Origin of the sequence: Sphingomonas sp. ABOLG, assembly GCF_003950435.1 — a bacterium.
In the GTDB taxonomy this organism is placed as follows: Bacteria; Pseudomonadota; Alphaproteobacteria; order Sphingomonadales; family Sphingomonadaceae; genus Sphingomonas; species Sphingomonas panaciterrae.
This window is the reverse complement of sequence record NZ_QQWW01000003.1, coordinates 348,641-374,076: the sequence shown is the minus strand read 5'-3', so window position 1 is coordinate 374,076 and position 25,436 is coordinate 348,641. Positions and strand designations below refer to the sequence as shown.

Annotated in this window: 26 protein-coding genes and 3 tRNA genes; 21 read left to right on the top strand and 8 right to left on the bottom strand. The window is 67.9% G+C overall.

Annotated elements, in window-relative coordinates:
- The first annotated feature begins 79 nt into the window (after positions 1-79).
- The 17 genes from CA236_RS05575 (at position 80) to CA236_RS05495 (ending at position 14,609) form a co-directional block, all read left to right on the top strand.
- Positions 80-913, top strand: coding sequence for a type II secretion system protein N (locus tag CA236_RS05575; protein ID WP_125944855.1), 834 nt, complete (start codon positions 80-82; stop codon positions 911-913).
- Positions 910-3,117, top strand: a complete 2,208-nt coding sequence (gspD, locus tag CA236_RS05570; RefSeq protein WP_125944854.1) for a type II secretion system secretin GspD — start codon at positions 910-912, stop codon at positions 3,115-3,117. The genes CA236_RS05575 and gspD overlap by 4 nt, the downstream gene beginning before the upstream one ends.
- Positions 3,114-4,709 (top strand): ATPase, T2SS/T4P/T4SS family, encoded by a 1,596-nt coding sequence (locus CA236_RS05565; RefSeq protein WP_125944853.1) that lies wholly within the window; start codon positions 3,114-3,116, stop codon positions 4,707-4,709. Before gspD ends, CA236_RS05565 begins: the two co-directional genes overlap by 4 nt.
- Before the next feature lie 38 nt (positions 4,710-4,747).
- Positions 4,748-5,971, top strand: a complete 1,224-nt coding sequence (gspF, locus tag CA236_RS05560; RefSeq protein WP_125944852.1) for a type II secretion system inner membrane protein GspF — start codon at positions 4,748-4,750, stop codon at positions 5,969-5,971.
- Between the two features lie 8 nt (positions 5,972-5,979).
- Complete coding sequence (gene gspG / locus CA236_RS05555; protein WP_046411500.1) at positions 5,980-6,420, top strand: type II secretion system major pseudopilin GspG; 441 nt, start codon at positions 5,980-5,982, stop codon at positions 6,418-6,420.
- Between the two features lie 36 nt (positions 6,421-6,456).
- On the top strand, positions 6,457-6,957 hold the full coding sequence (locus CA236_RS05550) for a GspH/FimT family pseudopilin (RefSeq protein WP_314470073.1): 501 nt from the start codon (positions 6,457-6,459) through the stop codon (positions 6,955-6,957).
- On the top strand, positions 6,950-7,348 hold the full coding sequence (gene gspI / locus CA236_RS05545) for a type II secretion system minor pseudopilin GspI (protein WP_125944851.1): 399 nt from the start codon (positions 6,950-6,952) through the stop codon (positions 7,346-7,348). The genes CA236_RS05550 and gspI overlap by 8 nt, the downstream gene beginning before the upstream one ends.
- A complete protein-coding gene (gspJ, locus tag CA236_RS05540; RefSeq protein WP_082103209.1) occupies positions 7,345-7,977 on the top strand; it encodes a type II secretion system minor pseudopilin GspJ in 633 nt (210 codons plus the stop codon). Before gspI ends, gspJ begins: the two co-directional genes overlap by 4 nt.
- Positions 7,961-8,938 carry a type II secretion system minor pseudopilin GspK gene (gspK, locus tag CA236_RS05535; protein WP_125944849.1) on the top strand — a complete coding sequence of 326 codons (978 nt, stop codon included), beginning with the start codon at positions 7,961-7,963 and terminating at the stop codon, positions 8,936-8,938. Before gspJ ends, gspK begins: the two co-directional genes overlap by 17 nt.
- Complete coding sequence (gspL, locus tag CA236_RS05530; protein ID WP_125944848.1) at positions 8,935-10,038, top strand: type II secretion system protein GspL; 1,104 nt, start codon at positions 8,935-8,937, stop codon at positions 10,036-10,038. Before gspK ends, gspL begins: the two co-directional genes overlap by 4 nt.
- A gap of 10 nt (positions 10,039-10,048) precedes the next feature.
- A complete protein-coding gene (locus CA236_RS05525; RefSeq protein ID WP_125944847.1) occupies positions 10,049-10,522 on the top strand; it encodes a type II secretion system protein M in 474 nt (157 codons plus the stop codon).
- Positions 10,519-11,244, top strand: a complete 726-nt coding sequence (gene gspN / locus CA236_RS05520) for a type II secretion system protein N (RefSeq protein ID WP_125944846.1) — start codon at positions 10,519-10,521, stop codon at positions 11,242-11,244. The genes CA236_RS05525 and gspN overlap by 4 nt, the downstream gene beginning before the upstream one ends.
- A 100-nt stretch (positions 11,245-11,344) precedes the next feature.
- Positions 11,345-11,421 (top strand) — tRNA-His (locus CA236_RS05515).
- A gap of 91 nt (positions 11,422-11,512) precedes the next feature.
- Positions 11,513-12,562, top strand: coding sequence for a Glu/Leu/Phe/Val dehydrogenase dimerization domain-containing protein (locus CA236_RS05510; RefSeq protein ID WP_125944845.1), 1,050 nt, complete (start codon positions 11,513-11,515; stop codon positions 12,560-12,562).
- A gap of 145 nt (positions 12,563-12,707) precedes the next feature.
- Positions 12,708-13,433, top strand: a complete 726-nt coding sequence (ccmC, locus tag CA236_RS05505) for a heme ABC transporter permease CcmC (protein ID WP_125944844.1) — start codon at positions 12,708-12,710, stop codon at positions 13,431-13,433.
- 106 nt (positions 13,434-13,539) lie between these two features.
- Positions 13,540-13,974: a cytochrome c maturation protein CcmE gene (gene ccmE / locus CA236_RS05500; RefSeq protein WP_125944843.1), complete on the top strand. Its 435-nt coding sequence runs from the start codon at positions 13,540-13,542 to the stop codon at positions 13,972-13,974.
- Entirely contained in the window at positions 13,971-14,609 is a 639-nt protein-coding gene (locus tag CA236_RS05495; protein WP_125944842.1) for a hypothetical protein, read from the top strand. The genes ccmE and CA236_RS05495 overlap by 4 nt, the downstream gene beginning before the upstream one ends.
- A gap of 27 nt (positions 14,610-14,636) precedes the next feature.
- Here the strand turns inward: CA236_RS05495 and CA236_RS05490 are convergent, their stop codons facing one another.
- Complete coding sequence (locus CA236_RS05490; RefSeq protein ID WP_046411486.1) at positions 14,637-14,852, bottom strand: DUF3072 domain-containing protein; 216 nt, start codon at positions 14,850-14,852, stop codon at positions 14,637-14,639.
- A gap of 145 nt (positions 14,853-14,997) precedes the next feature.
- On the opposite strand from CA236_RS05490, the gene CA236_RS05485 reads away from it, so the two are divergent.
- From CA236_RS05485 to CA236_RS05475, 3 genes are all read left to right on the top strand, one after another.
- Entirely contained in the window at positions 14,998-16,905 is a 1,908-nt protein-coding gene (locus tag CA236_RS05485; protein WP_125944841.1) for a potassium transporter Kup, read from the top strand.
- On the top strand, positions 16,902-17,444 hold the full coding sequence (locus CA236_RS05480; RefSeq protein WP_125944840.1) for a 2'-5' RNA ligase family protein: 543 nt from the start codon (positions 16,902-16,904) through the stop codon (positions 17,442-17,444). Before CA236_RS05485 ends, CA236_RS05480 begins: the two co-directional genes overlap by 4 nt.
- A gap of 64 nt (positions 17,445-17,508) precedes the next feature.
- A tRNA-Met gene (locus CA236_RS05475) sits at positions 17,509-17,585 on the top strand.
- Positions 17,586-17,795: 210 nt separating this feature from the next.
- Here CA236_RS05475 and CA236_RS05470 read toward each other — a convergent pair.
- Both CA236_RS05470 and rimO read right to left on the bottom strand, forming a co-directional pair.
- Positions 17,796-18,338 carry a hypothetical protein gene (locus CA236_RS05470; protein ID WP_125944839.1) on the bottom strand — a complete coding sequence of 181 codons (543 nt, stop codon included), beginning with the start codon at positions 18,336-18,338 and terminating at the stop codon, positions 17,796-17,798.
- Positions 18,339-18,617: 279 nt separating this feature from the next.
- The gene (gene rimO, locus CA236_RS05465; protein WP_046411480.1) at positions 18,618-19,952 is read right to left on the bottom strand and encodes a 30S ribosomal protein S12 methylthiotransferase RimO; all 1,335 of its coding nucleotides are present in this window, start codon (positions 19,950-19,952) and stop codon (positions 18,618-18,620) included.
- 112 nt (positions 19,953-20,064) lie between these two features.
- On the opposite strand from rimO, the gene CA236_RS05460 reads away from it, so the two are divergent.
- Positions 20,065-21,168: an anhydro-N-acetylmuramic acid kinase gene (locus CA236_RS05460; protein ID WP_125944885.1), complete on the top strand. Its 1,104-nt coding sequence runs from the start codon at positions 20,065-20,067 to the stop codon at positions 21,166-21,168.
- A gap of 30 nt (positions 21,169-21,198) precedes the next feature.
- Here the strand turns inward: CA236_RS05460 and CA236_RS05455 are convergent, their stop codons facing one another.
- The 5 genes from CA236_RS05455 to rpsA form a co-directional block, all read right to left on the bottom strand.
- Positions 21,199-21,621 carry a DUF4112 domain-containing protein gene (locus CA236_RS05455; protein ID WP_125944838.1) on the bottom strand — a complete coding sequence of 141 codons (423 nt, stop codon included), beginning with the start codon at positions 21,619-21,621 and terminating at the stop codon, positions 21,199-21,201.
- Between the two features lie 7 nt (positions 21,622-21,628).
- Positions 21,629-23,008: an ABC transporter substrate-binding protein gene (locus CA236_RS05450; RefSeq protein ID WP_241212533.1), complete on the bottom strand. Its 1,380-nt coding sequence runs from the start codon at positions 23,006-23,008 to the stop codon at positions 21,629-21,631.
- Between the two features lie 59 nt (positions 23,009-23,067).
- A tRNA-Leu gene (locus CA236_RS05445) sits at positions 23,068-23,154 on the bottom strand.
- Positions 23,155-23,200: 46 nt separating this feature from the next.
- Positions 23,201-23,479 (bottom strand): integration host factor subunit beta, encoded by a 279-nt coding sequence (locus CA236_RS05440; protein ID WP_046411477.1) that lies wholly within the window; start codon positions 23,477-23,479, stop codon positions 23,201-23,203.
- A gap of 175 nt (positions 23,480-23,654) precedes the next feature.
- Positions 23,655-25,367, bottom strand: coding sequence for a 30S ribosomal protein S1 (gene rpsA, locus CA236_RS05435; protein WP_046411993.1), 1,713 nt, complete (start codon positions 25,365-25,367; stop codon positions 23,655-23,657).
- Positions 25,368-25,436 lie beyond the last annotated feature (69 nt).

Sequence of the window (25,436 nt, the reverse complement as noted above, 5' to 3'; positions counted from 1 at the left end):
ACACTTGGCTGCAATCGCGCTGTAACATCACGGACATAGCGGCGGCCGGGCGGCGGCCGGGGCGGGGATTGGCAAGCACATGCGATTGAGTTTCGACGCTCGTGCGCGAGCGCTTCTGCGGCGGATCCCCGTGGTGAATGTGTATTCGCTGGCGGAACTGGCGCTGCTGGCGGCTCTGGCGGTGCAGGGCGCGCGGCTGGTGTGGACGGTGGTGACGCCGGTGACCCCGCTGGGCGAATGGCGACCGGCGGGGCCGACATTGCCGATCGCGCCCGGCGAGGTGCTGCGCGGTTTCGATCCGTTCTACCGCATCAGCGGGGCGGCGAGCAGCGGTCCTGCCGTTGTGACATCGTTGCAGCTGAAGCTGTTCGGCACCCGCATCGACGAAGCGACCGGACGCGGCTCGGCCATTCTGGCCGGCCCCGACGGGGTGCAGCAAAGCGTCGCGGTCGGCGAGGAGATCATCCCCGGCGTGGTGCTGCGCGCGGTGGCATTCGACCATGTCACGCTGGAGCGCGGCGGCGCGCGCGAGGACCTGTTCCTCGATCAGTCTGACGGCGCAGCGGCTGCCGCTGTCCCGGCTCCGGCGCCCGGCGTGCCGCAGCCGGCCGCCGCACCTACGACGGCAGGGATCACGGTGCAGCAGTTCCAGAACGAGATCGGCTTCGTGCCACGCGTCGAAGGCGGCCGGATGAACGGACTGGTGGTCCGGCCGGCGGGATCGGGCGCGGCGTTTCGGGCGGCCGGCCTTCGCGACGGCGATATCTTGACCGAGATTGGCGGGCGGGCGGTGCAGGGACCGGGTGACATCGAGCGGCTGTCCGCGCAATTTGCCGGTGGGGGCACGATCGGCCTGACGGTGGAACGAGGGGGGCAGACGGTGGCGTTGAGCGTTCAGGTGACCGGACAATGAAGCACTGGATCCTGGCATCGGCGCTCGCGCCGGTGCTCGCCGCAGCCGTGCTTGCCGCGCCGGTGCAGGCGCAGACCACGCTCAACGTGCGCGACGCCGACATTCGCGCGTTCATCGCCGATGCCGCCAAGGTCACGGGGCGTACCTTCATCATTGACAGCCGGGTGCAGGGCAAGGTGACCGTCGTCACTGACCGACCGCTCAGCCGATCGGAATATTTCGAGGTGTTCCTGTCCACGCTGCGCGCCAACGGGCTGGTGACGGTGCCGACCGCCAATGGCGCGCTGCGCGTCCAGCCGATCGAAAATGCCGCCGCCAATCCGGGGCGGATCGGCAGCGCGGGCGCGGCGCGCAACCAGTTCGTGACGGAGATCGTGCGGCTTCGTTCGGTCGATGCGCAATCCGCGGTGGACACGGTGCGGCCACTGGTGTCGGCGCAGGGATCGGTCAGCGCCAATCGCGCCGGCAGTTCGATCGTCATTGCCGATTTCGCCGACAATGTGCGCCGCGTGCGTGAAGTGCTGCGGCGGATCGATACCGACAACAATTCGACGCGGGTGATCGCGCTGCGCAATGCCGGCGCGCGCGATATCGCGACGGCGCTGCAGGGCCTGATCGGGACGCCCGCGCAGGGGCAGACGGCGACGGCGAGTGTGGTCGCGGTTGAGGGCGCCAACTCGGTCGCGCTGCGCGGTGACCCGACCACCGTCGCCCGGCTGGCGCAGGTCGCCGCGGATCTCGACCAGAAGGCAAAGAGCGGGACCGAGATCCGGGTCGTGTTCCTCGAACATGCCGATGCCGGGCAATTGCTGCCCGTCCTGCAGCAACTTGTCGGGCAAATGCCCGATACGATCCCGCAGAATCAGCTGAGCCAGTCGAATTTCGGCGCCTCTACCAATGGCGGAAACGCCGGCGGGCAACCCACGGTGAACACCGGCGGGCAAACGCAGAGCCAGGCGGCGCCGGGGGGCGGGGCTAGCGGCACGCCGGCGGTGCAGGCGCAGGGCGGCCGCGCGCCGGCGGTGGTGACTCGCTTCGTCGGCGCCAATGCGATCGTGATCGCGGCGCCGGCCGATATCCAGCGCCAGTTGAGCGAGGTGGTCCGCCAGCTCGACACGCGCCGCGAACAGGTGCTGGTGGAAGCGATCGTGGCGGAAGTGTCCGATCAGACGGCCAGCCGGCTCGGCTTCCAGTTCCTGCTGGGCAGCCTGTCGGGCGGGGCGTTCGGGGCGACGAGCTTCTCCAACACCGCGCCCAGCCTGTTGACCATCGCCGGCGCGGTCGCTGCGCGCGAGATCGGCGGGACGACCACCACCGTTGTCGGCGCGGATGGGTCGCGCACCACGACGAGCACGCCCAATCCCGCCGCCGACGCGCTGGCGCAGCAGGCGCTGAATTCGGTGCTGGGCGCGAGCGGCGCCTTTGGCGGTTATGGCGGCACGCTGGGCGGCGACACGGTGTTCGGTGCGATCATCAATGCGGTGAAATCCGACACCACATCGAACCTGCTGCAAGCGCCGAGCCTCATCACGCTGGACAATCAGGAAGCGCGCATCCTGGTCGGTCAGGAAATCCCGATCACAACGGGTGAGGCGCTGAGCCAGAATTTCGACAATGCGTTCCGCACGGTGCAGCGCGAGAATGTCGGCATCCAGCTGGAGGTGCGGCCGCAGGTGAACTCCAGCGGCTCGATCAAGCTGTTCCTGCACCAGCAGGTCAGTTCGATCGCCGGCCCGGTCAGCAACGACAATTCGGACCTGATCCTCAACAAGCGCGAGGTGGAGACCACGCTGACCGTCGACGACGGACAGATCGCGATCATCGGCGGCTTGCTGAGCGACGACGAGCGGCGCACATTGGAAAAGCTGCCGCTGCTGGGTGACATTCCGGTGCTGGGAAATCTGTTCCGATCAAAGGGCAAGCAGCGCACGAAGACGAACCTGATGGTCTTCATCCGCCCCACGATCCTGCGCACGCCGGAGGACAACCGCCGGGTGACCGAGCAGCGCTACGGCTATCTGCGGTTGCAGCAGGGGCTGCATGATCCCGCGCGCGAGCCGTCGATCGACGAACTGGTGCGCGATTACATGGGGGCGGCGGCGCCGATCCCCTCCGCGCCGGTGCCGGGCAATATCGAGGATCCGAGGATCCAGGTGCCGGTGCAACGCAATTCCGCCGTCACCATCAAGCGGCGCGACAAATGATCAGGACCGGGCGCGACCTGTCGGCCGAGGGAGAGGGAGCTGCTCCGGCCGCTGCCATCCCGGCGGCGACGGTGCCGGCGTCCGGTGCGCCGGCCGGCGTCATCGCACTTGAGGCCAGCGGGGTGCCGGTGCTGGACCTCGATCTCGTCACCTTGCCCTATGCCTTTGCGCGCAAGTTCGGCGTGACGCTGTCGGGCGAGGCGGTGGCGTTGCGCGAGGGCGCAGATCCCAAGGCGCTGATCGAGGTGCGGCGTGTGCTGGGGCGTCCGTTCGACGTGGTCGTGCTGGAACCGGCGGCCTTCGACCGGCTGCTGGGCGACAATTATGCGATGGACGGTCAGGCGACCGCGCTTGCCGCCGTGGGCATGGGGGATGAGCTCGACCTGCTGGCCGACGGCATCCCCACCGCCGAGGATCTGCTCGACACGGCGGACGATGCGCCGGCGATCCGCCTGATCAACGGCGTGATCGCCGATGCGGCGCGCAACGGCGTGTCGGACATCCATATCGAGCCGTACGAGACCGGGCTGGTCGTGCGGATGCGGATCGACGGCGTGCTGCGCGAGACGCTGCGCATGCCGCCGCATGTTGCCCCGGTGGTGGTGAGCCGGATCAAGGTGATGGCGCGGCTCGACATTGCCGAGCGGCGCGTGCCGCAGGACGGGCGAATGGGCCTGACGCTGGGGGGCAAGCTGCTCGACGTGCGCGTGTCCACGCTGCCGAGCCGGGCGGGCGAGCGCGTGGTGCTGCGTATCCTCGACAAGGACAATGCCGGGATCGATCTCGACGCTTTGGGCATGTCGCGCGCGATGCACGACCTGCTGGAAGGGGCGATCAACGAACCCAATGGCATCGTGCTGGTGACCGGCCCGACCGGCAGCGGCAAGACGACCACGCTCTACGCCGCGCTTCGTCTGCTGAACGACGGCAGCCGCAACATCCTGACCGTCGAGGACCCGGTCGAATTTGCCGTCGAGGGGGTCGGCCAGACGCAGGTCAATGCCAAGGTCGGGCTGACCTTCGCCGCGGGGCTGCGTGCGATCCTGCGTCAGGACCCGGACGTCGTGATGGTCGGCGAAATCCGCGACCGCGAGACGGCGGAGATCGCGGTTCAGGCCTCCCTGACCGGGCATCTCGTGCTGTCCACGGTACACACCAATGATTCGGTGGGCGCGATCACCAGGATGCGCGACATGAAGGTGGAGCCGTTCCTGCTCGCCTCCACCTTGCGCGCGGTGATTGCGCAGCGGCTGGTGCGGCGGCTGTGCCCGGCGTGCCGGCGGCCGGTGCCGGCGGAGGAAACGGTCGCCCCGCTGCTCGGCATCGCGCGCGACGCCGTGGTTTATGCCGCACAGGGCTGCGCCGAGTGCAACGGGACCGGCTACAAGGGCCGAGTGGGCGTGTATGAGGCGATCCGCATCGACGATACCGTACGGCGCATGATCAATGACGGCGCGGACGAAAGCGCGATTGCGGCGCATGCCTTTGCCCGCAGCGACACGCTGAGCAGCGCGGCGCGACGGATGGTGGAGCAGGGCGTCACCACCGCTGAGGAAGCGGTGCGCGTATCTCGCCGCGATACCGATGGCTGAGCGACCCCTGGCCGGCGTCCGATCCATGGCGCGTTCGGATGGCTGATTTCGACTATCTGGCGATCGACACGCGCGGCCAGGAAATGCGCGGGCATATTGCCGCAGCGAGCATGGAGGCGGCGCGCGCGACGCTGGATCGCCGGCGGCTGTACGTGGTGAGGATCGCGCCGGGCAGTGCGCCGGCAGCGCGCGGTCGCCCGCTGTTCGGCCTGCAACTTGGCGCGCCGAAGATGTCGGCCAAGCAGCTGACGCTGTTCACGCGGCAGCTGGCGACGCTGTCGCGAGTCTCGCCGCTGGAAGAATCGCTGCGGACGATCACGCGCCAGACCGAACAGGACAAGGTTCGCGCCGTCGTGGAGAATGTCCATGCCGGCGTCGTCGAGGGGCGGCGGCTGGCCGATGCGATGGCGCGCGAGCCACGAAGCTTTCCGCCATTGTACCGCGCGATGATCGCGGCGGGCGAAAGCTCCGGCACGTTGCCGGCGATATTGGAACGGCTGTCGACGCTGCTCGAGCGGCAGGCAGAAATACGCGGCAAGTTGCTGACCGCGCTCGCCTATCCCGTCATTCTCGCGCTTGTCGCGACTGGCGTGGTGGCTGCGCTGATGATCTTCGTCGTCCCGCAGGTGGTGGAGCAGTTCGACACGGTGGGGCAGCAACTGCCGCTGCTGACCCGCATCGTGATCGGCATCTCGGACTTGCTGGTCCGCTGGTGGTGGCTGATGCTGCTGGTGCTTGGCGCCGCGGTCGCCGGGTTTGTCGTCGCGCTGCGTCAGCCACCGATCCGGCTGGCGTTCGACAGCTGGTTGCTGCGGATCCCCTTGCTGGGACGGCTGCTGCGCGATCTTCATGCCGCGCGCATGGCGCGTACTCTGGCGACGATGGTGGCGAGCCGTCTGCCGCTGCTCGAGGGGCTCACGCTCACCGCCGGCACGATCCACAACCGGCGGCTGAAGCTGGCGTCGGATGAGATCACCGACGCGATCCGTGGCGGCGGCAGCCTGTCCGCGGCGATGCGGCGCGCCGGCGTATTCCCCCCGCTGCTCACCTATCTTGCGGCGTCGGGCGAGGCGGCGGGGCAGCTCGACGAAATGCTGGAGCGCGCCGCCGACTATCTGGAGCGCGAGTTCGATCGCTTCACCGCGACGGCGATGTCGCTGCTGGAACCGGCCATCATCGTCGTCATGGGCGGCGTGGTGGCGACGATTGTACTAGCGATCCTGCTTCCCATCCTCCAGCTCAACACGCTGGCCGGGCAATGAGAGACATTATGCGAACACAGACCAACAAGCGTCGAAAGAAGAACGGCTTTACCCTCGTCGAGCTGATGGTGGTGATCGTCATCATCGGCCTGCTGGCGACGATCGTCGCGCTGAACGTGATCCCTTCGGGCGATACGGCGCGGGTGCAGAAGGCGAAGGCCGATATCGCCACGATCGAGCAGGCGCTGGAAATGTACCGGCTGCAGCAGAGCAATTACCCGACCACGGCGCAGGGGCTGGCGGCGCTGACGTCCGCGCCCGCCGGGCTTGCCAATCCGGCGGCCTATCAGGCGGGCGGCTATATCAAGAAGCTGCCGGATGACCCGTGGGGCAATGCCTATCTCTACGCCTCGCCGGGCAAGCATGGCGCGTTCGACGTCTGGACCAACGGCGCCGACGGGAAGGAAGGCGGCGAGGGGATCAATGCCGATATCGGATCCTGGCAGTAAGCGGCCGATAGAGGCTGGCCAGAGCGGCGAGGCCCGATGATGCGATCAGCCCGGTCCCGATACTGGACCCGCGAGCGCCCCGGTCCGGCGTGGCGGCGCGATGCGGGGTCGCGCGGGTTCACGCTGGTCGAACTGATGATCGTCATCACCATCATCGGCCTTGCCTCCGCCATTGCCGTGCTGGCGATGCCCGACCCGCGCGGCCGCCTGATCGATGAGGGCGCGCGCTTTGCGACGCGCGTGCGTGCCGCGCATGATGCCGCCGTCATTGGCGGGCGGCCGGTCAGCGTCTGGGTGGATCGCAGCGGCTACGGCTTTGACGAGCGGCGCGGTGGCCAATGGATGGCATTGGCGGACAAGCCGCTGCGCGTATCGCAATGGGGGGAGGGGACCGAGGCGCTGGTGGCCGAGCGGACGCGGGTGACATTTGATCCGACCGGCATGGCCGACCGCGCACTGGTGGTGCCGTTGCGGCGTGAGCGGACCCGCGTGACGGTGACGCTGGGGTCGGACGGAGGCGCGCGGGTCGATGGCTGAACCTGCTCCGCGACGCGGCGGCAGCGCCGGATTCACGCTGATCGAGGTGATGGTCGCGCTGGCGGTGTTCAGCCTGGCTGCGCTGGTGCTGATCCGGCTGGAAGGCGCGACGATCCGCTCCACCGCACTGCTCGGCGATACGGTGGTCGCCCAGATGGTGGCGCGTAATGTCGCAATCGATGCGGTGACGTCGGCGCGCGCGCCGGCGCTCGGCCGGGCGGCGGGGGTGGAGCAAAATGGCGGGCGGGCATGGCGCTGGGTGCGCGATGTTCGCCCGACCGGCGACGCGCGTATCCTGAGGATCGACGTCGCGGTGGCGGATGCGCAGGGGCGGCCGCTGGGTCGATTGACCATGATCCGGCCGCCGCAGTTCGAGGTTCAGATATCGTGACCGCCCGGCCCGCCCGGCGCCGCGCCAACGGCTTCACCCTGGTCGAGGTGATGGTGGCGCTGATGATCTTTGGCATGATCGCCTCCGCCGGGGTCGGGCTGCTGGCGTTCAGCGTGCGCGCGCAGGGTGCGACGGTCGAGCGGCTGGACGATGTCGGGGCGCTGGCGCGCCTGTCGTCATTGATGGGGGCCGATCTGGCGCAGGCGATCGACCGGCCGGCACGTGACGAGCGGGGCACGCGCTTTCCCGCCTTTGTTGGCAACGAGAATAGCGTGACCCTGGTGCGTGCCGGCTGGAGCAATATCGACGCGCAACCACGATCGACGCTGCAGAAGGTCAGCTATCGGCTGGCAGGCGACGCGCTGGAGCGGATCGCATGGCCGATGGTGGACGGCGCGCCGGCGCTGCCGGCAGCGACGACGATCACCGGCGTCCGGGGCGTGCGGATGCGTTATCGGGTCGCTGGCGCCTGGAACGACCGCTGGGATGGCGTGCCGGGTGCGCCGCTGCCCCAGGCGTTCGAGCTGGCGATCCAGCGTGATGACGGCACGGTGTTTCGCCAGATGTTCCTGGTTGGGAGCGGTGCGCCGCCGCGGCCGCGTGAGCAACCCGATGCGCCGCAAACGTGAGGGGGAGCGCGGTGCCGCGCTGCTTACCGTCCTGCTGCTGGTGGCGATCATCGCGGTGATGGCGGCGACCGCGCTGGAGCGATTGCGGCTGTCGACACGGCTGACCGCCAACGCGGTCGCACTGGATCAGGCGCGCGCGCTGGCCTTTGCCGCAGAGGCGCTGGCCACGGGGCGGATCACCGACATGCTGCAACGCGAGCCCGGCCGGATCACGTTGGCAGGCGGCTGGAGCGACCGACCCTATACGATCCCGCTGCCGGGCGGGGTTGCCACCGCGCGCGTGACCGACGGGGGAAACTGCTTCAACCTCAACAGCCTGGTGACCGATCTTGATGGCGTTTATGTCGCCGATCCGACCGCGGTGACTCAGTTCGCGCGGCTTGCCCGGCTGCTCAACGTGCCGGGCGGCGACGGAATTGCCGCCGCCGCAGCGGACTGGATCGACAGCGATGACCAGCCGCTTGGCGCGGGGGCGGAGGATAGCGCTTATGGTGGGCTGGCGACGCCGTACCGGACCGGCGGCACGCTGATGGTCGACCCCAGCGAGTTGCGTGCGGTGGCCGGCGTGGCGGCGGAGGCCTATGCCAAGCTGCGCCCGTGGCTGTGCACGCTGCCCACCGCCGAACGATCGCGGCTGAACGTGAACACGCTGACGCCGGAGCAGGCGCCCTTGATCGCCATGCTGTTGCCGGACACGCTGGGCGTCGATCAGGCGCGCGCGTTGCTGCTGCGCCGACCGGCGGCTGGCTATGGCGAGATAGCCGATTTCTGGAAGCCCTTGTCCGAACAGGGGATTACGCCCGATCCGGCGGCGCAGCAGCAGGCCGATGTGAAGACGAAATGGTTCGACCTGCGGGTCGACGTGACGGTCGCGAACAGCGAATTGCAGGAGCGGGCGTTGATCGACGCGACGCGGCTGCCGGCACGGCTTGTTTCGCGGCAATGGGGGGAATTGTCATGACGGCCACGCTGCTTTTCCTGCCGCCCGGCGCCGATGATCCGTGGCAGTGGCTTCGGATCGACCGGGATGCGATCGTCGATCGCGGTGAGGGGCTGCCCGAGGGAGACGCGGGGGCGGTGATCGCGGTGGCGCCGGCCGATGCGGTGACGCTTCACTGGGCGGATATCCCGGCGCGCTCCGCCGCGCAGGCCGCCGCCGCGGCGCGCATTCTGGTCAGCGATGCGAGTGCGTCGCCGATCGAGCGGCTTCATGTGGCGGTGGGGGCGGCCGAAGCGGGGGGTGGCGAGACCGACCCGCGCGAGCGCCCGATCGGCGTGGTGGCGGCCGAGCGGATGCGCGCGTGGCTCGACGCGCTGGCCGGAATCGGCATCGATCCGTCGGCCGTTATTCCGGCACCGATGCTGCTGCCGCGGCCCGATAGCGGATATGTTCGGGCACAATTCGGCCCCCAATCTGTGGTGCGTGGCCCGTCGAGCGGCTTTGCCGATGAAGCGCGGCTGACCGCGCTGATCACTGGCGACGATTCGCCCGAATCGTTGGGACGCGATGCACTGGATGCCGCCATCGTGTCGGCGGTCGGCCGGCCCGAGCTGGACCTGCGGCAGGGGCCGTTCGCGAAGCGTCGGCGGCGGGCGATCGACTGGCGGCTGCTGCGTCGGTTGGCGGTGCTGGGCGGGCTGATCCTGCTGGCCACGCTGGCGATCGACGTGGTTCGGATCGCCAAATATTCCGCCGCTGCCGACGCCGCCGACGCGCGGGCCGAGGCGATCGCGCGTGACGGATTGCCGCGCGGCGCGGATCAGGGCGATGCGGATCGATTGCTGGCGGAACGGCTGGCGCGGCTGCGCGGACCCGGCGCCGGCTTCACCGCGACCGCGGCGGCGCTGTCGAGCGCGGTGCGCGGCGTCGCGGGCACCGAATTGGTGGCGCTAACCTTCGAGCCCAACGGTACCTTGCGCGCGACCGTCGCGGCGGAAGGGGAGGCGCAGGCCAACCAGATCGTTGCCCGGCTGCGCGAGGCCGGGTTCGTCGTGACCGCGAGCACGTTCGAGTCGAACGGCCAGCGCCTGCGCGGCGATGTGACGGTGGCGCTGCCATGAGGGCCCTGCGATGAGCAATCTGATGAGCTGGTATCAGGGGCGGTCGCTGCGCGAGCGGCGGTTGATCCTGGTCATGCTGGCGCTGCTGGCGGTGACGATCCTGTGGGCCGGCGTGATCCGCCCGGTGCGCGACGGCCTGGCATCCAGCCGCGAGCGATATGCGACTGCCGTCGTTCGGCTGGGCGAGGTTCAGCGCGAGGTGGCGCAGGTGAAGGCGATTCAGCGCGCGCGGCCCAGCCCGATCGAAGGCCCGCTGCCCGATGCGATCCGCACGCGCGCCGACGAGGCAGGCTTTACGCTGACCACGCTGGAGCCGGACGGCAATGCCGTTCGCATCGCCATCGCCACCGCGAAGCCCGGCGCCCTGCTAGGCTGGATCGCCACGCTGGAAGCGGACGGGCTGCTGGTCGATGCGACCACGATCACCGGCAATGGCGACGGCACGGTATCGGCGACGATGACGCTGAGGGGGCGCGAGGCATGAGGCGTATCCGGCTGAAGACAGGACCCAACGCGCTGTTCCTCGCCATGTTCGTGGTGGCGTTGATCGTGTTCCTGCCGCTGCGGCTGGCGCTTGGCTGGTTCGGGCTGGCGGAGCAGGGGCTGACCGCGCGGTCGGTGAGCGGCAGCATCTGGTCCGGCCATTTGCGCGAGGCACGGTTCGGGCAGATCGCGCTGGGTGACCTGTCGGCCGGGGTGTCGCCGCTGCCGTTGCTGCTGGGGCGTGCGCAGGTCGTGCTGGATGGTGTCGCCGTGCCGCCGGCGCCGCGGCTTAGCGGGTCGATCGCGGTCAGCCGGCACAGCTTTGCCCTGGACGACATCACGGCAACGCTGCCGGTGGGAACGGCATTTCGCCCGGTTCCGGTGACGGTGCTGGATCTGGAGCAGGTCAGTGTGCGGTTCAGCGGCGACCAGTGCGAATCGGCCGAGGGACGGGTGCGGGCGACGCTGGCCGGCGACATCGGCGGATTGCCGGTGCCGGCCACGCTGACCGGCAATGCGCGCTGTGACGGCGGGGCGTTGATGCTGCCGCTGGTCAGTGCCGCCGGGAATGAGGGAAGCACCATCAGGCTGTGGCCGGACGGGCGGTACCGTGCCGAACTGACGCTGCAACCGAGCGATCCGGCGGCGGCGCTGCGTTTGCAGGCGGCCGGCTTCGTCCAGACCGACACGGGCATGGAACTGGCGATCGAGGGCAGGTTCTGAACGATCCATCCCGACGCCGCCGAGCGAGAGTTTTGAGGTTGGGGCGAGCCAAGTCCCTTGACGCCGCCAGCGCCCGGCCGTAGGGGCGCCCATTCTAACGGCGATCGTAGCTCAGTTGGTTAGAGCATCGGTTTGTGGTACCGAGGGTCGCGGGTTCAAGTCCCGTCGATCGCCCCATTTTCCCCCTCGCAATTTCCTCCTCGCCTTTTGGCGGTGGCAACATTATTGCGCCGGTCGACAATTTTCGTACGACCACCGGAGGGCTGAAATGACCGCGTGGGGCTTCCCCGATTTCGACGACCATGAGGGCGTCCATCTGTTCACTGATCCGGCATCGGGTCTGCGCGCGGTCATTGCCGTGCATTCGACGGCGCTTGGCCCGGCCGCGGGCGGCGTGCGCTTCTGGCATTATGCGACCGACGCTGCCGCGATCACCGACGCGCTGCGCCTGTCGCGCGGCATGAGCTTCAAGAACGCCATGGCCGGCCTTGCGCTGGGCGGTGGCAAGGGCGTGGTGCTGGCCGACAAGCCGGGCGCGACGATCACCGAGGAGCAGCTGCGCGCGTTCGGCCGCGCGACCGAATCGCTGGGTGGCCGCTATGTGACCGCCGAGGACGTCGGCATGTCCGAAGCGCGGATGAAGGTGATTTCCGAGGAAACGCGCTACGTGTCCGGCCTGCCGGTGGCGAGCGGTGCGGCGGGCGGCGATCCCGGGCCGTACACTGCGCTTGGCGTATATCTGGGCGTGAAGGCCGCGGCGAAGCGCGGGCTGGGCGCGACCGACATGAAGGGCGTGCGCGTTGCCATCCAGGGTGTCGGTTCGGTCGGCGGCGGCCTCGCTCGCCTGCTGGCCGCCGATGGCGCGGTGCTGACGCTGGCTGACGTGAACGCCGATCGCGCCGCGGCGCTGGCGGCGGAGCTGGGTGCGACGACCGCGCCGGCCGAATCGATCCTGGCGTCCGACGTCGATCTCGTCAGCCCCAATGCGCTGGGCGCGGTGCTGACCGAGCAGTCGATCGCGGCGCTGAAGGTGAAGGTGGTGGCCGGTGGTGCGAACAACCAGCTCGCCACGCGCGAGGACGGCCGCCGCCTGCATGAGCGCGGCGTGCTGTTTGCGCCCGATTACGTCATCAACGCTGGCGGCATCATCAACGTCGGCCTGGAATATCTCGGGCAGGGTGACGAGGCCGAGGTTAAGGCGCGCATCGCCCGCATCCCGGACCGCCTGGTCGAGGTGTGGGACGAGAGCGACAGCAGCGGCGATCCCGCCGCCGACGTTGCCGACCGTATTGCGCGCCGCCTGATCGGCCGCGCCTGAGTACCGGCGGGGAGCGGCCGGCGGCTGCTCCCCGACCAAACGGATACGCTTCGCCGTGTCCGGCCAGGCGGTCGCGCGCTGACGGCGATCGGCGGATGTCGTTCCTGATGACGCGCCGCAAATTTCCCCATATGGGAAAATCATCGTGCCTGCCCTTCACGCCCTCGCCAATCCTGCGCGCTTTCTGAAGATCGCCCGCCCGCTGACCCCCGTCCTGGGGTGGCTGGGTCTCGTGCTGATCGCGATCGGCAGCTGGGCGGGGCTGACGCAGACGCCGCCCGATTACCTGCAGGGCGAGACCGTCCGCATCATGTACGTCCATGTGCCGTCGGCCTGGCTGGGCATGGGCGGATGGAGCGGCATCGCGATTTCCAGCATCGCCTATCTCGTCTGGCGCCACCCGCTGGCTGACGTGGCGGCGCGCGCGATCGCCCTGCCGGGTGCTGCCTTTGCCGCCATCTGCCTGCTGACCGGCGCGATCTGGGGCCGGCCGACCTGGGGCACGTACTGGCAGTGGGACGGGCGGCTGACGTCGATGCTGCTGCTGTTCTTCGTCTATCTCGGCTATATCGCGCTGGCGCGCGCGGATCGCGAGCGTGGCGGGGACGGGCGGATCGCGGCGCTGTTCGGCGTGGCGGGCACCATCCTGCTGCCGATCATCCGATATTCGGTGGTGTGGTGGAACACGCTGCACCAGGGGCCGAGCATCGGCCTCACCCATTCGACGATCGACCTGTCGATCCTGTGGCCGCTGCCGATCATGCTGTTCGGGTTTTCGTTCCTGTTCGGCGCGGTGGTGCTGATGCGGATGCGCACGTTGCTGGCGGTGGCAAAGGCAGAGGCGCGGATGCGCCGGAAGGCACGCGCATGATCGCCTGGCCCTATGTCATTGCCGCTTATGCGGTCGCGCTGTCCGCGACGGCAGTGATCGTGCTCGTCAGCTGGCGCGCGATGCGCGAGGCGGAGAAGGGCGGCAAGTGAAGGCAAAGCATCAGCGACTGTGGCTGGCGGGCGCCGCGCTGCTGGCGATCACGCTGGCGGCGCTGCTCGCGCTGTCGGGGCTGCGTGACCAGGCGGCGTTTTTTTATGCGCCGTCCGACGTGACGCAGGAGGTGCTCGCCTCCGACCGCGCGGTGCGGCTGGGCGGCATGGTGGCGGCGGGATCGGTGGCGCGCGCGGCCGACGGCGTGACGATCCTGTTCACGGTCAGCGATGGTCGCGCGACGACCCCGGTGCAGTTCGCCGGAATTGTCCCCAACCTGTTCCGCGAGGGATCGGGCGTGGTGGCGGAGGGGCGTTTCCGCCCGGATGGATCGTTTGTCGCATCCAACCTACTCGCCAAGCATGACGAAAAGTACATGCCGCCTGAGCTGGCCGGGAAGATGCACGAGACGAAGAGCCTGGAGCCGTGAGCGGCTTCATCGGCCTGGCGCTGGTCGGTGCGCTGGTCTTTGGCGCGCTGGTGCTGCTTCGGCTGCCGCGGCTGCTGTGGTCGTTCGCGGGGGCGGCGCTGTTCCTGGGCGCGGCGGGCTATGCCTGGCAGGGGCGGCCGGGGCAGGCGGCGGCCCCGGCCAAGCCGCGAGTCGACGCGGTGCCGATCGAGCCCGAGGCGATCATGCTGCGCGAGCGGCTGATGGGCCGCTACACCGCCGACACCGCCTATATCGTCGCGTCCGACGCGATGCTGCGCGCCGGCGACAAGCGCGCCGCCGCGCAGGTCGTGCTGGGCGGGGTGCGGGCGCTGCCGCGCAGCTTCATCCTGTGGACCCAGCTGGGCAGCACCCTCGTGATCCTGGATGGCGACCAGATCTCGCCGGCGGCGAAGCTGGCGTTCGGGCGGGCGTTTCAACTGGCGCCCGAGCATCCGGCGCCGCCTTATTATGCCGGGATCGCTTATGTCCGCGCCGGCGACCTGCCGGCGGCGCGGCGGATGCTGGCGCGCGCGGTGAGCCTGTCGCCCGAAGGCATGGATTACCGCACCACCATCGCCAACCAGCTCAAGGTGCTGGACCAGTTCATCGCCGCGACGGAGCAGGCGGGCCGCTGATCCGCAAGCCCGGGGCGACGAATCGCCTCAGCGTCCGCGGCCTGTTTTCTCCTGAAGCGCGTCGATCCGCTTTGAGGCGTCGGCCTTGCTAAGTTGTTCCTCGAACGGTTCGCCGGCTTCCTCGCTCAACGTCTTCAAGTAACTTGCCTGCGCGCCGGTCATCGGCTCGTCGCCGGTCGTCCAGTCGTCGGGATCCTTTTCCGCGTTTGAAAAGGGTTCGCTCTTTGGGTTCGAGTCGCTCATGAAACTCTTCCTTTCAAGGGCAGCAACTCCTATGTTCTTGTAACGTTCCCGCTTGCGCGGATGGGAACAAGTGCTAGGCGCGCCGAGGCTTTGACAGGATGACGGTGGCTTTCTTCCCCTTGAACCTGGCGTCAGCGGCGCTTTGATGAGCCCGGCCGCCGGCGCAGCTGTGCCCCAAGCGCATGGCCATCATCACAGCGATTCGCTGCGCAAGCTGGCGCTGGGCGCGATCGGTGTCGTCTATGGCGATATCGGGACGAGCCCGCTGTATGCGATGAAGGAGGTGTTCGTCGGGCACCATCCGCTCGCCGTCGACCAACTGCATATCTTTGGCGTGGTGAGCCTCGTCTTCTGGTCGCTGGTGCTGATCGTCACGTGCAAATATGTGATGACCATCCTGCGCGCGGACAACAATGGCGAGGGCGGGAGCCTGGCGCTGCTGGCGCTGATCCAGCGGCGCAGCGGGGCGGGCAAACGGTGGGAGCCGGGGCTGGTCGTGCTGGGCGTGCTCGCCACCGCACTGTTCTTTGGCGACTGCATGATCACGCCGGCGATCTCGGTGCTATCGGCGGTGGAGGGACTGGCGACGGTCGAGCAGCGGTTCGACAGCTTCGTCATCCCGATTTCGGTCACGATCCTGATCGGGCTGTTCTACCTGCAATCGGTCGGCACCGCGCGGGTGGGGCGGCTGTTCGGGCCGATCATGACGATCTACTTCGTCACGCTTAGCGCACTTGGCCTGTACCATGTGGTGGCGCAGCCGGAGATCCTGCTGGCGCTTGATCCGCGCTGGGCGTTCCGTTTCGCCGCGGCCGACGGGATGCTGGCGTTCCTGGCGCTCGGCTCGGTCGTGCTGGCGGTGACCGGCGCCGAGGCGCTCTACGCCGACATGGGGCATTTCGGGCGCAAGCCGATCGCTTATGCCTGGCTGTGGTTCGTGTTCCCGGCGCTGATGCTCAATTACCTGGGGCAGGGCGCGCTGATGCTGAGCGACCCAACGGCGGCGAAAAACCCGTTCTTCCTGATGGCGCCCGAGCAATGGCGCCTGCCGCTGGTGATCCTGGCCACCATGGCGACCGTCATCGCCAGCCAGGCAGTGATCACCGGCGCCTATTCGGTGGTGCAGCAGGCGGTGCCGCTGGGCCTGATGCCGCGCATCCGGATCGAACATACCAGCGCGTCGGCCGCGGGGCAGATCTACATCCCGTCGATCAACTGGGCGCTGCTGACGATGGTGCTGCTGCTGATCCTGGGCTTTCGCGAATCGTCCAACCTTGCGGCGGCCTATGGCATCGCGGTGACGGGGACGATGTTCATTTCCACCTGCATGGTCGCGGTGCTGATCCAGCGCGTCTGGCATTGGCCCTTGTGGGCGGTGGTGCCGTTCGTCGCGGTGTTCCTGTGCATCGACGGGCTGTATTTCTCATCCAACCTCACGAAGGTGCCCGACGGCGGCTGGTTCCCGCTGCTGGTGGCGATCATCGTCTTCGTGCTGCTGACCACCTGGGCCACGGGCCGCAAGCTGATGCTGGAACGGATGCGCGAGGGGGCGATGCCGATCAAGGTGTTCATCGGCTCCGCCGCGGGCAGCGCGACGCGGGTGCCGGGGACGGCGGTGTTCATGACCTCCACCCCCGAGGGCGTGCCGCACGCATTGCTCCACAACCTCAAGCACAATCGCGTGCTGCACGAGCGCGTGATCCTGCTGACGGTGAAGGTCAGCGACATGCCCTATGTCGCCGAAGAGTCGCGGTTCGAGCACAAGGCGCTGGGCGAGGGGTTCCACCGCGTGATCCTACGCTACGGCTTCATGGAATCGCCGGACATCCCTGCGGCGCTCAAATCGTTTGACGAATGCGGTGGCGAGTTCCGCATGATGGAGACCAGCTTCTTCCTGTCGCGACAGACGCTGCTGCCTTCCGCCCGGCCGGGCATGGCGATCTGGCGGGAGAAGCTGTTCGCCTGGATGCTGCGCAACGCCGAAAGCGCGATGGAATTCTTCCGCCTGCCGACCAACCGCGTGGTCGAGCTGGGCAGCCAGATCGAGATTTGAGCGAGCCCGCGCCCACCCAGCCGCCGGGCCCGCTTGCGGCGCCGATCATCATCGCTGCCGTGTTCGGCAAAGCGGACCAGGCATGGTTCGATCAACAGCGCGCGGCGCACTTCCCGCCGGAGCGTAACGTCCTCGCCGCGCACCTGACGATGTTCCACCATCTGCCGCCCAGCATGGCGGCAGAGGTGAAGCAGCGGCTCATCGCGGAGACACGGGGTGTGCCCGCGCCGGCCGCACGCGTGGAAGCGCCATTCTCGCTCGGGCGCGGCGTCGCCTACCGGATCGCCAGCGACGAGCTGTGGGCGATCCGTGCGCGGCTCGCGGATGGCTTTGCCGGCGTCCTGACGCCGCAGGACCAGGCCGGATGGCGCCCCCACGTGACGGTGCAGAACAAGGTGGAGCCGGCGGTTGCGCGCGCGCTGCTGGCGCAATTGCAGGGCGGGTTCCGGCCGCGCGCGGTACAGATCACGGGACTGGCGGCCTATTGGTATCGGGGCGGCCCGTGGGAGTTGTTGTCGCGGCACATGTTCAGCGCTTGACGCCCCGCGAACCCCTGCTATAGCCCGCGCCTCGCGAGCGGTACTTGCCCCTTCACGAAGGCGCGGCGGAGTAGCTCAGCTGGTTAGAGCACGGGAATCATAATCCTGGGGTCGGGGGTTCAAGTCCCTCCTCCGCTACCACTCGCGACGTATATGAGGTTGGTGATCTGCTTCGCTCGCTAGTGGATTGCCTAGCTTCATTCGAGACAAGTTCAAGGCGTGGCTGCGAATACTTCCCCAGTCGAGACTGGGATCTCACTAAGCTCTATGGCGCGGGCTCAATTGCAGACGGAGTGCAAGCCTACTATCAGTTTAGGTGGGAACTATCTGATGATAATTCGTTCATATGAATTATCTCAAGATAGTATATGTCAAATAGGCTATCACATAAACTCCAGCGAGTAGTACCGCGCACCCAGCGGTATGAATTGAATGGTTAAGATCGGTGGCGTTGCGTTCGGCCAAAGCTGCGTTCTTGACGATTTGACCGTTTATAGTGCGCGCCTGCTCTATTCGTGCCTGCCTAAAGTCTCGTGTTCTTCCGCTTTCCCAATGCTCGGGTAGCCAGTTCTGGGGAAGGTTACCAGGCATGCTGTATTTGCGTGGACGAACCGCCCGCACGGCGTAGTATCCTGAGATGGCCATGAGAATGGCGCCCGCCCCGGAAATTGCTGCAAGCGGTAGTTGTTTTCCGTCGATCGCAAGACTTGCGCTTCCGCCAATCGACGCAATTGCGATCGTAAGAACAAAGCCGGCCCAAGTGAGTGCACGTTGATCCGAGGCTGTGGCTACGCTGAGCTGTGCGGCCATCATCAGCTCGCCCTCCCTGACAACCTCCTTAAGGATGTCGTCGTCGAACTCTCTAAGCCCGTCGAGGCTCTTGAACTGATCCATGACATCTTCATACGTTGTGTCATGGCACGACCACCAGACGATCAATCGCGTAAGAAGAATGATTGGGCACGGCCCGCACCCCCGCCGCCACCCTCGCCTAAGAAGTAAGCGTACAGTGGAAGTTCGAGCCGCTCGCCACACGGCTCCGCCATCAGGTTCAAAAACATTCGAGCGGGGACACAGGAAGGTTGGCACCGCGCAGAGCGGTGCGCGTGCGTTGCTTGCCGTCGAACATGAGGGAGCCGGGGCGGCGCATTGCTGCGGCCGCCCGGCTGATTGTCAGTTGGTGACGGGTACGCCGAACAGGTCGTGTTCGTCGGCGTCCTCGATCGTGACGCGGACGATGTCGCCTTCGTTGAGGTGGCCGGCGTCGCGCAGGTGGACTTCGCCGTCGATTTCCGGCGCGTCGGCATAGGAGCGGCCGGTGGCGCCCTCATCGCCCACGGCGTCAATGATGACGTCGAAGCTGCGACCGATCTTGGCCTGGAGCTTGGCCGCGCTGATCGCCGCCGTCTTGGCCATGATGCGGGCGTAGCGTTCTTCCTTCACCTCCTCTGGCACCGGGTTGGGCAGCGCGTTGGCGCTGGCGCCCTCGACGGGTTCGAAGCGGAAGGCGCCGACGCGGTCGAGCTGCGCCTCGTCGAGCCATTCGAGAAGATATTCGAAGTCCGCCTCGGTCTCGCCCGGGAAGCCGACGACGAAGGTCGAGCGGATCGCGATATCGGGGCAGATCTCGCGCCAGCCGCGCAGCCGGGCGAGCACCTTGGCATCGTTCGCCGGGCGCTTCATCGCACGCAGCACGTTGGGCGCGGCATGCTGGAACGGAATGTCGAGATACGGGAGCACCAGCCCCTCGGCCATCAGCGGGATGACCTGATCCACGTGCGGGTAGGGGTAGACATAGTGCAGGCGGACCCAGGGCGCGATGCGGCCCAGTTCGCGCGCCAGATCGGTCATGTGCGCACGCACGTCTCCCCCGCCCTTGAGCGGGTAGCTGGCATGACGCAGGTCAAGGCCATAGGCCGACGTATCCTGGCTGATCACCAGCAGCTCGCGCGTGCCGGCCGCGACCAGCTTCTCCGCCTCACGCAGGATCGCGTCGGGGCGCCGGCTGACCAGGTCGCCGCGCAATGACGGGATGATGCAGAAGGAGCAGCGGTGGTTGCAGCCCTCCGAAATCTTAAGATAGCTGTAGTGACGCGGGGTCAGCTTCAGCCCGGCATCGGGGATTAGATCGATATAGGGCGACAGGTTCGCGGGCGCCGCCTCATGCACCGCCTCCACCACCTGCTCATATTCATGCGCGCCGGTGATCGCGAGGACGTTGGGGAAGCGGGCACGGATGACATCGGCTTCCTTGCCCATGCAACCGGTGACGATGACGCGGCCGTTCTCCGCGATCGCTTCGCCGATCGCCTCCAGGCTTTCCTCCTTCGCCGAATCGAGAAAGCCGCATGTGTTGACGAGCACGACGTCAGCGCCGGCATAGTCGGGCGACATCTGATAGCCGTCTGCGCGCAGCTGGGTGAGGATACGTTCGCTGTCGACCAGGTTCTTGGGACAGCCGAGCGACACCATGCCCACGCGGGGCGGTGAGGGAAGACGCGTTGCCATGAGTGGTGGCGCACATAATGTGCAATGCACCATTTTGCCATATCTGCGCCGCTATGCGCGTTGAAAGGCTGGCCTTATCGCGGGACAGCGCAGGCAAGATGGGGACAAGATGATGCTGGCGATCGGGCTGATGTCCGGCACGTCGCTCGACGGGATCGATGCGGCGCTGATCGAAACGGACGGCGAGGCGATGGTGAGGGCGGTCGCATTCCGTGGTGAGCCTTATTCGGACACGGCGCGCGCGCAGCTTGCCGCGGCGACCGCGTTGGCGCTGACGTTCGACCGGCCACGCGCCAACCCCGACATGGTGGCGGCGGCGGAGCTGATCACGCGGACGCACGTGCTGGCGGTGCAGAAGCTGCTGCGCGACGCAGGGCTGAGCGCCGCCGATGTCGACGTGATCGGTTTTCACGGGCAGACCGTGGCGCATCGCCCCGATCGTGGCTGGACGTGGCAGATCGGCGACGGACAGGCACTGGCGGATGCAACCGGGATCGTCACGATCGCCGATCTGAGGAGCGCGGACGTGGCAGCGGGCGGGCAGGGCGCGCCGCTGCTGCCGATCTATCACGCCGCGCTGACTGCCGGGCTGCCGCGGCCGCTGGCGGTGCTGAACCTGGGCGGGGTCGCGAACATCACCTGGATCGGCGCAGACGGCGAGCTGGTGGCGTTCGACACCGGTCCTGCGAACGGGCTGATCGACAGCTGGGTGGAGCAGGAAACGGGGGCGCGGTTCGACGCCGATGGCGCGCTGGCGGCGAGCGGCCGCGTCGACGAGGCGATCCTCACCGCCATGCTGGACCATCCGTTTTTCGGGCAACCGGCGCCCAAGTCGCTCGATCGCAACGATTTCACCGTGCAGCCGGTGCGCGGGCTGGGGGCGGCCGATGGTGCGGCCACGTTGACGGTATTCACCGCCGCGACGGTGGCGGAAGCGCTGTCGCACCTGCCCGAGCGGCCGCTTCGCCTGCTGGTGGCGGGCGGCGGGCGGCACAATCCGGTGATGCTGCGGATGATTGCGGAGCGGACCGGCCTGGTGCCGGAGCCGGTCGATGCCTTGGGGTGGAACGGCGACGCGATGGAGGCGGAAGGCTTCGCCTATATGGCGGTGCGTATGCTGCGCGACCTGCCGATCTCCTTCCCCGGAACGACCGGCGTACCCGCGCCCATGACCGGTGGGGTGCGGCACGACCCGGCGAGCGCGAGCGCCGGCTGATCGGCGGGACGGCAAGCCCCGCCAACTCGATCAGCGCTCGATCGTCACCGTCGAGGGGTGATGGCGGTCGAGGTGGCGCCTGATCGTCTTCAGGTTGCGGGTGTTGGAGCGATAGAAGAAATCCGCGGCGTCGCCGACAAAAGGGACGATGCCCAGCAACGTGTCGAAGCCGACGCGCGCGCCCATCCGCGCGAGCTGAAGCCGGCTCATCCCGAGGTTGCGCGCTTCCCATACGATCCACGCGCCGAGCGCCGCAGCCACCGCATCGCCGACCACGGGGATGAGGCCGAGGAAGAAGTCCAGCCCCACCTTTCGGTTCATGCCGGGGACGTCGACCACGCCCTCCAGCAGGCGCTCCATCGCCTCGATCCGGCGCCTGACGGACTCGGGATCGCGCCCGAGCGGCAGCGTCGCGGCGAACGCCATGGGTGAATTGGGATCGGCTTTGATCATGATGATATCAATTGGGGGCGCGGCGCAGCAGGTTCAACGGGTGCCACGCGCGGTCGTTGGGCTGCCACGCGCGCAGCCGCTGCGCCACCAGCGCCCAGCGGAACGGCCGGGCGAGCGGGATGAAGGCGACATCCGCGGCGAGCGCCTCGTCCGCGGCGGCAAGCTCGCGCGCGCGGATCGCCAGCGTTGGCGCGACTCGCGCGGCCTCGATCGCGACGGCGGCGCGTTCGTCACACGGCCGGCAGGCCTGGTCCACGTACCAGCGGGCGCTGTCATAGGGGGCGACCAGATCGACCAGCCGCAGGTCCGCGTCGTCAGTGGCGCTCACGCGGACCGGGCGCACCCCGATCGCGAACAGATCCGCCGCCAGCCGCGCCCACAGCAGCGTGCCACCCGAGCCGCCGGGTAGGGCCAGGCGCAGCGTCGGGACGGGATTTCCCGCGTCGCGCCATGCGCTGACGCGGGCCTGCGCGGTGGCCACCCGGTCGGCCGGGCGAACCGCCTGCCAGGCCCCGTGGGCAGGCGGCGCGGCTGAATCGAGCGCGGCCGGCAGCAGGTCCTCCGCCGGGCGCCAATCCTGGCTGAAGCTGCGGGTAAGCGCGGTGCGGTCAATCGCCATGGCGATGGCGGCGCGATTCTCAGGCAGCGCCAGGAAACCCTCCCGCCGGCTGACGGCCAGCCCGAAGACGCCGGCCGCCGGATCGACGCGGATGTTGACCTGCGCCACGCCGGCCGCGGCGACCAGCGGCCATTCGGACAGTCGCCCGCCGGCGAACAGATCGGACTTGCGCTCCGCGAAGCGGGCGATGCCCGCAGCAGGACGCTCGGCCACCAGCAGAACGTCGTCCTCGGGCACTGGCTCGTGCTGTTCGTCGGCGGCGCGGTTCGGGTCCGGACGCGGGGTGAGGCGCGTGACATTGCCGGCCTGGCGCACGATCCGCATCGGGCCGCTGCCGATCGCGCGGGCGGGGTCGACCAAGGTCATCTCTGGCTGGGCGAACAGCTTCAGCAGATCGGGGCGGGGGCGGGACAATTCGACCTGGATGACCTGCGGCGTCATCTCCACCACCGAATCGACCGCGGTGAGATAGTCGGCGAGCGGGTTGCGCGCGCGCTGCTGCAGCCGGCTGCGCAGGATTGTGACGATCTCTGCCGCGCGGACCGGCCGCCCGTTGGTCCATGTCATCTCGCGCAGGCGGAAGATGTAGGTGCGCCCCTCGTCCGTGACGATCCAGCGTTCGGCAATGCCGGGTTCGATCTGCCCGGCGGCGTCGAACCGGACCAGCCCCTGCGCTGCGGCATCGGCCAGCAGAAGCCCGGCGAGGTCGTCCGGTGCCGGGATCACCGGGCTCAGGCGCGGCGCGGTGCCGGCAGCGCTGACGATCACCGCGCCGACATCGGGCCGACGCTCACAGGCCGTAGTGGCCAGGAGCAGGGAGAGAGCGATGGTGCGGACGGCGGGACTCGAACCCGCACGCCCCTGAGGGCAGAAGATTTTAAGTCTCCGGCGTCTACCGGTTCCGCCACGTCCGCGCATCACGCCCGACGAAAAGCGGCAGGGAAGCGCCGCCGTCAAGCGTTACACGTTCAAGCGAACGCGCATTTCCTTGCCAGGCTTGAAATATGGGACGCGCTTGGCGGTCACTTCGACCACCTCGCCAGTGCGCGGGTTGCGCCCGGTACGCGCGTCGCGGGCCCGCGTCGAGAAGGCGCCGAAGCCGCGCAGCTCGACCCGGCCGTTCTCCGCCAGGCGGCGCACGATCTCGTCAAAGAACGTGGAGACGATCGCCTCGACCTCGCGCAGGGAGAGGCTCGGGTTGGCCTCTGCCAGATGCTGCACCAGTTCCGATCGGATCATCTGTCCCGTCCTTGATCTGCCCGTGGCCGTCGCCGGCTTCGATTCACCTTAATACAGATAAAGCTCTATCAGAATAGGGCCGAAACGAAAGTTTAATTATTACGCCCGTGAAACGACAAGGGGCCGGGCGGCATGTGCCACCCGACCCCCCTTTCGGTAATCCTGGGATGCAGGATTACTGCTTGTTCTGACGAGCCTTGAGCGCTTCGCCCAGGATGTCGCCGAGCGAGGCACCCGAGTCGGACGAGCCGTACTGCGCCACAGCCTGCTTCTCCTCGGAGATCTGCATCGCCTTGACCGAGAAGGTCGGCTTCTTCGAACGATCGAAGCCGGTGACCATCGCGTCGAACTTCTGGCCGACCTGGAAACGCTCCGGACGCTGCTCGTCGCGGTCGCGGCCGAGATCGGTGCGCTTGATGAAGCCGGTCGCGCCATCGTCGCCCGCCTGAACCTCGAGGCCCGCGTCGCGGACTTCGAGAACGGTGACGGTGACAACCTGGTTCTTCGACAGGCGATCGCCAGCGGTGGCACCGCCCACGACCGGTGCGCCACGCTCCAGCTGCTTCATGCCGAGGCTGATGCGCTCCTTCTCCGGATCGACGTCGAGCACGATCGCCTGAACGGTCTCACCCTTGCGGTGCAGGTTGAGCGCGTCCTCACCCGACACGCCCCAGGCGATGTCGGACATGTGGACCATGCCGTCGACGTCGTTGTCGAGGCCGATGAACAGGCCGAACTCGGTCGAGTTCTTGACTTCGCCCTCGACGGTCGAACCGACCGGATGCTCGGCGGCGAAACGCTCCCACGGGTTCTGCTGCGCCTGCTTCAGGCCCAGCGAGATGCGACGCTTGTCGGCATCGACCTCGAGCACCACCACGTCGACTTCCTGCGAGGTCGACACGATCTTGCCCGGATGGACGTTCTTCTTGGTCCACGACATTTCGCTGACGTGCACCAGGCCTTCGATGCCCGGCTCCAGCTCGACGAACGCACCATATTCGGTGATGTTCGTGACGCGGCCCGACAGCTTCGCGCCGACCGGATACTTGACCGATGCGCCATCCCACGGATCGCTCTCGAGCTGCTTCATGCCCAGCGAGATGCGCTGTGTGTCCTTGTTGATGCGGATGATCTGCACCTTCACCGTGTCGCCGATGTTGATCATCTCCGACGGGTGCTGGACGCGCTTGTAGGAGAGGTCGGTGACGTGCAGCAGGCCGTCGATGCCGCCCAGGTCCACGAAGGCGCCGTAATCGGTGATGTTCTTCACCACGCCTTCGATGATCTGACCCTCGGCCAGGCTCTGGATCAGGCCCGAACGCTGCTCGGCGCGGGTCTCTTCCAGAACGGCGCGACGCGACACGACGATGTTGCCGCGCTTGCGGTCCATCTTCAGGATCTGGAACGGCTGCGGGATGTCCATCAGCGGCGTGACGTCACGCACCGGACGGATATCGACCTGCGAGCCCGGCAGGAAGGCCACGGCGCCGTTCAGGTCGACGGTGAAGCCACCCTTCACGCGGCCGAAGATCACGCCCTCGACGCGCGCGGTCTTGGCGAATTCGGTCTCCAGCTTGTCCCATGCAGCTTCGCGGCGTGCGCGGTCGCGCGACAGCATCGCTTCGCCATGCATGTTCTCGACGCGGTCGACGTACACTTCGACTTCGTCGCCGACCTTCAGCTCGGCCTTCTGGCCCGGCGCCGGCGCGAATTCGCGCAGCGGCACGCGGCCTTCGCTCTTCAGGCCGACGTCGATGACGGCGAGGTCATTCTCGATGCCAGTGACGGTGCCGAGCACCACGCGGCCCTCGAAGCTGTCGGCGCCGCCGAACATGTCATCGAGCATCGCCGCGAAATCGTCCCGCGTGGGAGCTGCCGTTGAGGCCATAAAATCGTTCGTCCTAGTCAGTTCGTTTCCGGCCAAGCGGTTGGTTCCGCTGGTCTTGGCCATCGTTGC

Coding starts and splice junctions, on each gene's coding strand:
- CA236_RS05550 (WP_314470073.1), top strand. CDS start 6,457: ATGATGCGATCAGCCCGGTCCCGATACTGGACCCGCGAGCGCCCCGGT.
- CA236_RS05525 (WP_125944847.1), top strand. CDS start 10,049: ATGAGCAATCTGATGAGCTGGTATCAGGGGCGGTCGCTGCGCGAGCGG.
- CA236_RS05440 (WP_046411477.1), bottom strand. CDS start 23,479: ATGATCCGATCGGAACTGGTGCAGCATCTGGCAGAGGCCAACCCGAGC.
- CA236_RS05470 (WP_125944839.1), bottom strand. CDS start 18,338: ATGGATCAGTTCAAGAGCCTCGACGGGCTTAGAGAGTTCGACGACGAC.
- CA236_RS05455 (WP_125944838.1), bottom strand. CDS start 21,621: ATGATCAAAGCCGATCCCAATTCACCCATGGCGTTCGCCGCGACGCTG.
- gspK (WP_125944849.1), top strand. CDS start 7,961: ATGCGCCGCAAACGTGAGGGGGAGCGCGGTGCCGCGCTGCTTACCGTC.
- CA236_RS05510 (WP_125944845.1), top strand. CDS start 11,513: ATGACCGCGTGGGGCTTCCCCGATTTCGACGACCATGAGGGCGTCCAT.
- rpsA (WP_046411993.1), bottom strand. CDS start 25,367: ATGGCCTCAACGGCAGCTCCCACGCGGGACGATTTCGCGGCGATGCTC.
- rimO (WP_046411480.1), bottom strand. CDS start 19,952: ATGGCAACGCGTCTTCCCTCACCGCCCCGCGTGGGCATGGTGTCGCTC.
- CA236_RS05460 (WP_125944885.1), top strand. CDS start 20,065: ATGCTGGCGATCGGGCTGATGTCCGGCACGTCGCTCGACGGGATCGAT.
- gspI (WP_125944851.1), top strand. CDS start 6,950: ATGGCTGAACCTGCTCCGCGACGCGGCGGCAGCGCCGGATTCACGCTG.
- gspL (WP_125944848.1), top strand. CDS start 8,935: ATGACGGCCACGCTGCTTTTCCTGCCGCCCGGCGCCGATGATCCGTGG.
- CA236_RS05575 (WP_125944855.1), top strand. CDS start 80: ATGCGATTGAGTTTCGACGCTCGTGCGCGAGCGCTTCTGCGGCGGATC.
- CA236_RS05565 (WP_125944853.1), top strand. CDS start 3,114: ATGATCAGGACCGGGCGCGACCTGTCGGCCGAGGGAGAGGGAGCTGCT.
- CA236_RS05490 (WP_046411486.1), bottom strand. CDS start 14,852: ATGAGCGACTCGAACCCAAAGAGCGAACCCTTTTCAAACGCGGAAAAG.
- gspN (WP_125944846.1), top strand. CDS start 10,519: ATGAGGCGTATCCGGCTGAAGACAGGACCCAACGCGCTGTTCCTCGCC.
- CA236_RS05485 (WP_125944841.1), top strand. CDS start 14,998: ATGAGCCCGGCCGCCGGCGCAGCTGTGCCCCAAGCGCATGGCCATCAT.
- gspG (WP_046411500.1), top strand. CDS start 5,980: ATGCGAACACAGACCAACAAGCGTCGAAAGAAGAACGGCTTTACCCTC.
- gspD (WP_125944854.1), top strand. CDS start 910: ATGAAGCACTGGATCCTGGCATCGGCGCTCGCGCCGGTGCTCGCCGCA.
- gspF (WP_125944852.1), top strand. CDS start 4,748: ATGGCTGATTTCGACTATCTGGCGATCGACACGCGCGGCCAGGAAATG.